This window comes from Streptomyces sp. NPDC059080, assembly GCF_042739975.1.
GTDB classification, from domain to species: Bacteria; Actinomycetota; Actinomycetes; order Streptomycetales; family Streptomycetaceae; genus Streptomyces; species Streptomyces benahoarensis.
The window spans coordinates 1-5,031 of record NZ_JBHYGX010000032.1 but is presented as its reverse complement, the minus strand read 5'-3'; the positions used below and the strand labels follow the sequence as shown (position 1 = coordinate 5,031).

Here is a 5,031-nt window from a genome sequence, read left to right as displayed (position 1 = left end):
CCCCACACCGCGCCACCCCCACACACCCCCCACCCCCTCCCCCCCCCCAGCACTCTCACACCCGACGCCCCCCCCCCCCCTCGTCCGTATCCGTCTACCTGCGGTACTGCGCGGCCCACGCCTCCAGGACATCGGCCGCCCGCTCGAACGCCTCCGGGCGGGAGAGGAAGTCGGCGTCGTGGTCGGTGAGCAGCACCCGCGACCGGCCGGACACCCGCCGGTCGATCAGTGCCTGCCCCTGCACCGTACGGGGCAGGCCCAGCCAGCGCACCGGCTGCTGGACGGTCCGCAGCGCCCCGGTGGCGCCCCACGGCTCGGTGACCGTGCCGAACAGGCCGATCCGTCGCAGCCCCTGCGCGCTGACCCAGACGCCGACCCGCAGCAGCCGCAGCGCCAGACCGATGACGATCAGCGCCAGTACCACGCAGGTCACGGCGCCCGGCAGCGAACCGGCGAAGCCGATGATCATCGCGGACAGCAGCACGAACGACGCCAGCAGCAGGGACACCGCCGAGATACCCACCCGCCAGGGGCCGGGGCGGTAGGGCCGCCGCCAGCGCTCGGGCGCTTCGTGGGGCAGCGGCGGAGCCGCCGTACGGTTGTCGACGTCGAGGTCGCGGTCGGCCGTCAGGAAGGGCAGGGGCACGGCTGATCCTCACTCAGGGCACTGATGGAAGCTGTGACCGGTGAGGCTATCGGCAGTGCGGGGCCGGAACCACCCGGCGCTCTTTGGCACGGGTGGCTCCGGCCCCGCAGGTCAGTGGTGCGCGGCCTCGGACTGATGCGTACTGGCGGCGCCCGGCGCCTCCTGCTGCAGCGCCGGAATCCCGAACAGCAGGGAGCCCGCCAGGCCGCCCACCAGGGTCAGGGTGATCAGTGTGCGGCCCGCCAGTTGGGAGCGCGAGGCGCGTTCGCGGGGCGGGGGAGTGACATTGCTGCGGAACCGGTCTGCCTCGGCGACGAAGGCGAACGGGACGGGCTCACGCCGGCGGAACATCTGGGGCTCTCCTAGGAACCTCGAAGTGGGCACTTTCACAGAGTCAGACGTCTGCGACGTCCGTTTGGTGCCCGTTTCCAGTAACTTCTGTGAAAAATATCAACGGCCCCGCTCCCTCTCGACACCGGGGACCCTTTTGCCCGCTAACACCGCATCAGGCGGGATTTCCCGGGCTGTCAGTGGCGGGCCGTAGGCTGGACGCCGCACGGATCGAACGGAAGGAACCACCGGTGTCCCAGACCCCCGCCGCGAGCACGCAGAGCCCTGACGGCCCTGACAGCTCCGACAGTGAGCTCGCCCGCTTCCGGAGCGAGGTGACGGTCGAGCTGGTCAAGCACAGCGCCGCGGACAGCGACGTGCTGTGGGCGGCCCGCGTCTCCACGGCCGGTGAGCAGTCCCTCGAAGAGCTGCAGAAGGACCCGGAGCGCTCCAAGGGCCTGATCAACTACCTGATGCGCGACCGGCACGGCAGCCCGTTCGAGCACAACAGCATGACCTTCTTCATCAGCGCCCCGATCTTCGTCTTCCGTGAGTTCATGCGCCACCGCGTCGGCTGGTCGTACAACGAGGAGTCCGGCCGCTACCGCCGCCTGGATCCGGTCTTCTACGTCCCCGGCGCCGACCGCAAGCTCGTCCAGCAGGGCCGCCCCGGCAAGTACGAGTTCGTCGACGGCACCACCGAGCAGCACGAGCTGACCGGCCGCGTCATGGAGGACTCCTACCGCCAGGCGTACGCCGCCTACCAGGAGATGCTGGCCGCCGGGGTCGCCCGCGAGGTCGCCCGCGCGGTCCTGCCCGTCGGCCTCTACTCCTCTATGTACGCCACCTGCAACGCCCGCTCCCTGATGCACTTCCTCGGGCTGCGCACCCAGCACGAGCAGGCGCAGGTGCCGTCCTTCCCCCAGCGCGAGATCGAGATGGTCGGCGAGCAGATGGAGGCCCACTGGGCACGCCTGATGCCGCTCACGTACGGCGCATTCAACGCCAACGGCCGCATCGCCCCGTAGTACCGCCGACCTGCACCGCGGCGCCTCTGGGGCCCCAACCCTGGAGGTGTCCGTATTGCAGCATTTTGAGAACTTCATCTACGCTGAAGAAACGGACCCGGCACTGCTTGAACCCCCGAGCAGGCAGTGCCGGAGTCCACATCCCTGCTCCCCGGCGGCACATCCAGCGGTGAGCTACGAGTAGCGTGGGACCCATGGCTCCGACTTCCACACCGCAGACCCCGTTCGGGCGGGTGCTGACCGCCATGGTCACGCCGTTCACGGAGGATGGCGATCTCGACCTCGACGGCGCGCAGCGGCTCGCCACCCACCTGGTGGATGCCGGTAACGACGGCCTCGTCGTCAACGGCACCACCGGAGAGTCCCCGACCACCAGCGACGCGGAGAAAGCACAGCTGGTCCGCGCCGTGGTCGATGCCGTCGGGGACCGTGCCTTCGTGGTGGCCGGAGCCGGAACCAACGACACCCGGCACAGCGTGGAGCTGGCCCGCGCCGCACGGGACGCAGGCGCCCACGGCCTGCTCGCGGTCACGCCGTACTACAGCAAGCCGCCCCAGGAAGGACTCCTGCGGCACTTCACGGCCATCGCGGACACCACCGACCTGCCGGTGATGCTGTACGACATCCCGGGCCGCAGCGGTGTCCCGATCAACACCGAAACGATCGTCCGGCTGGCGGAGCACCCCCGGATCGTCGCCAACAAGGACGCCAAGGGCGACCTCGGCCGCGCGAGCTGGGCCATCGCCCGCTCCGGCCTCGCCTGGTACAGCGGCGACGACATGCTCAACCTCCCGCTGCTCTCCGTCGGCGCCGTCGGTTTCGTCTCGGTCGTCGGCCATGTCGTCACCCCCGAGCTGCGCGCCCTGCTGGACGCCCACCTCGCCGGTGACGTCACCAAGGCGACGGAGATCCACCAGAAGCTGCTGCCGGTCTTCACCGGCATGTTCCGCACCCAGGGCGTCATCACCACCAAGGCGGCCCTCGGCCTGCAGGGCCTGCCCGGCGGGCCGCTGCGCCTGCCGCTGGTGGAGTTGGCCCCCGAGGAGACGGAGCAGCTGACGCGGGACCTCGCCGCCGGCGGGGTACAACTCTGAGCACAGACTTCACAACTGAAAACGGCCCTTAACCGCCCCACAGCAAGTGCACGAATGTCATGCGCGCCACGTGCCCCGAGGGCAGCGTGGCGCGCGTGGTGAGGAGAGTCTTTTGAGTCATCCGCATCCCGAACTCGGCCGTCCCCCGAAGCTCCCCAAGGGCGGCCTGCGGGTCACACCCCTCGGCGGTCTGGGAGAGATCGGCCGCAACATGACGGTCTTCGAGTACGGAGGCCGGCTGCTGATCGTCGACTGCGGAGTGCTCTTCCCCGAGGAGGAGCAGCCCGGAATCGACCTGATCCTGCCGGACTTCACGTCCATCAGGGACCGGCTCGACGACATCGACGGCATCGTGCTCACGCACGGCCACGAGGACCACATCGGCGGTGTCCCCTTCCTCCTGCGGGAGAAGCCGGACATCCCGCTGATCGGCTCCAAGCTGACCCTCGCGCTGATCGAGGCGAAGCTCCAGGAGCACCGCATCCGTCCGTACACCCTGGAGGTCAAGGAAGGCCACCGGGAGCGGATCGGCGCCTTCGACTGCGAGTTCGTCGCGGTCAACCACTCCATCCCGGACGCCCTCGCGGTCGCCATCCGCACCCCCGCGGGCATGGTGGTGCACACCGGCGACTTCAAGATGGACCAGCTGCCGCTGGACCGCCGGCTGACCGACCTGCCGACGTTCGCCCGGCTCGGCGAGGAGGGCATCGACCTGCTCCTCACCGACTCGACCAACGCCGAGGTCCCCGGCTTCGTCCCGCCGGAGCGGGACATCTCCAACGTCCTGCGTACGGTCTTCGCCAACGCGCAGAAGCGCATCATCGTGGCGAGCTTCGCCAGCCACGTCCACCGCATCCAGCAGATCCTCGACGCCGCCCACGAGTACGGCCGCCGGGTCGCCTTCGTCGGCCGCTCGATGGTCCGCAACATGGGCATCGCCCGTGAGCTGGGCTATCTGAAGGTCCCCGCCGGTCTGGTCGTGGACGTCAAGACGCTCGACGATCTGCCGGACGACGAGGTCGTGCTGGTCTGCACGGGCTCCCAGGGCGAGCCGATGGCGGCGCTGTCCCGGATGGCCAACCGTGACCACCAGATCCGGATCGTCCCCGGTGACACGGTGATCCTCGCGTCGTCCCTGATCCCGGGCAACGAGAACGCGGTCTACCGCGTGATCAACGGCCTGACCCGCTGGGGCGCCGACGTCGTCCACAAGGGCAACGCCAAGGTCCACGTCTCGGGCCACGCCTCGGCCGGCGAGCTGCTGTACTTCTACAACATCTGCAAGCCGAAGAACCTCATGCCGGTGCACGGCGAATGGCGCCATCTGCGGGCCAACGCCGAGCTGGGCGCGCTGACCGGCGTACCGAAGGACCGGATCGTGATCGCCGAGGACGGCGTCGTGGTCGACCTGGTCAGCGGCGTCGCGAAGATCGTCGGCAAGGTGCAGGCGGGATACGTGTACGTCGACGGGCTCTCGGTCGGCGATGTCACCGAGACCCACCTCAAGGACCGCCGCATCCTCGGCGACGAGGGCATCATCTCGGTCTTCGTGGTGGTGGACAGCAGCACCGGCAAGATCGTCGGTGGCCCGCACATCCAGGCCCGCGGCTCCGGCATCGACGACTCGACGTTCTCCGCGGTCATCCCGAAGATTGACGAGTCCCTGGCCAAGTCGGCCCAGGACGGCGTCGTCGAGCCGCACCAGCTCCAGCAGCTGATCCGCCGCACGATCGGCAAGTGGGTGTCGGACAACTACCGTCGCCGCCCGATGATCCTTCCCGTGGTCGTCGAGGTCTGACCGGTACGGCGGCCGACAGGCACGCGAGGAGCGGGGGGGGGGGGGGGGGGGGGGCGGGGGGGGGGGCCCCCGCGGGGGGGGGGGGGGGGGGGGGGGAGGGAAGGGGCGGAGGCAAGCGCCAGCGCCACGAGCCGA

General features: G+C 69.8%; 5 protein-coding genes. 3 read left to right on the top strand and 2 right to left on the bottom strand.

All coding sequences use genetic code 11. From position 1 onward, the window contains the following. Positions 1–94 precede the first annotated feature (94 nt). Positions 95–646 carry a hypothetical protein gene (locus ACFWWQ_RS22380; RefSeq protein WP_384598796.1) on the bottom strand — a complete coding sequence of 184 codons (552 nt, stop codon included), beginning with the start codon at positions 644–646 and terminating at the stop codon, positions 95–97. Positions 647–757: 111 nt separating this feature from the next. After that, complete coding sequence (locus ACFWWQ_RS22375) at positions 758–997, bottom strand: hypothetical protein (RefSeq protein WP_384598794.1); 240 nt, start codon at positions 995–997, stop codon at positions 758–760. 230 nt (positions 998–1,227) lie between these two features. Between ACFWWQ_RS22375 and thyX the strand changes: the two genes are divergently transcribed. The 3 genes from thyX to ACFWWQ_RS22360 all read left to right on the top strand — a co-directional run bounded on the left by thyX (position 1,228) and on the right by ACFWWQ_RS22360 (position 4,896). Next, positions 1,228–2,004 carry an FAD-dependent thymidylate synthase gene (thyX, locus tag ACFWWQ_RS22370; protein WP_384598792.1) on the top strand — a complete coding sequence of 259 codons (777 nt, stop codon included), beginning with the start codon at positions 1,228–1,230 and terminating at the stop codon, positions 2,002–2,004. 194 nt (positions 2,005–2,198) lie between these two features. Next, positions 2,199–3,098, top strand: a complete 900-nt coding sequence (gene dapA, locus ACFWWQ_RS22365) for a 4-hydroxy-tetrahydrodipicolinate synthase (RefSeq protein WP_384598790.1) — start codon at positions 2,199–2,201, stop codon at positions 3,096–3,098. A gap of 112 nt (positions 3,099–3,210) precedes the next feature. Further along, entirely contained in the window at positions 3,211–4,896 is a 1,686-nt protein-coding gene (locus tag ACFWWQ_RS22360; protein WP_384598788.1) for a ribonuclease J, read from the top strand. Positions 4,897–5,031 lie beyond the last annotated feature (135 nt).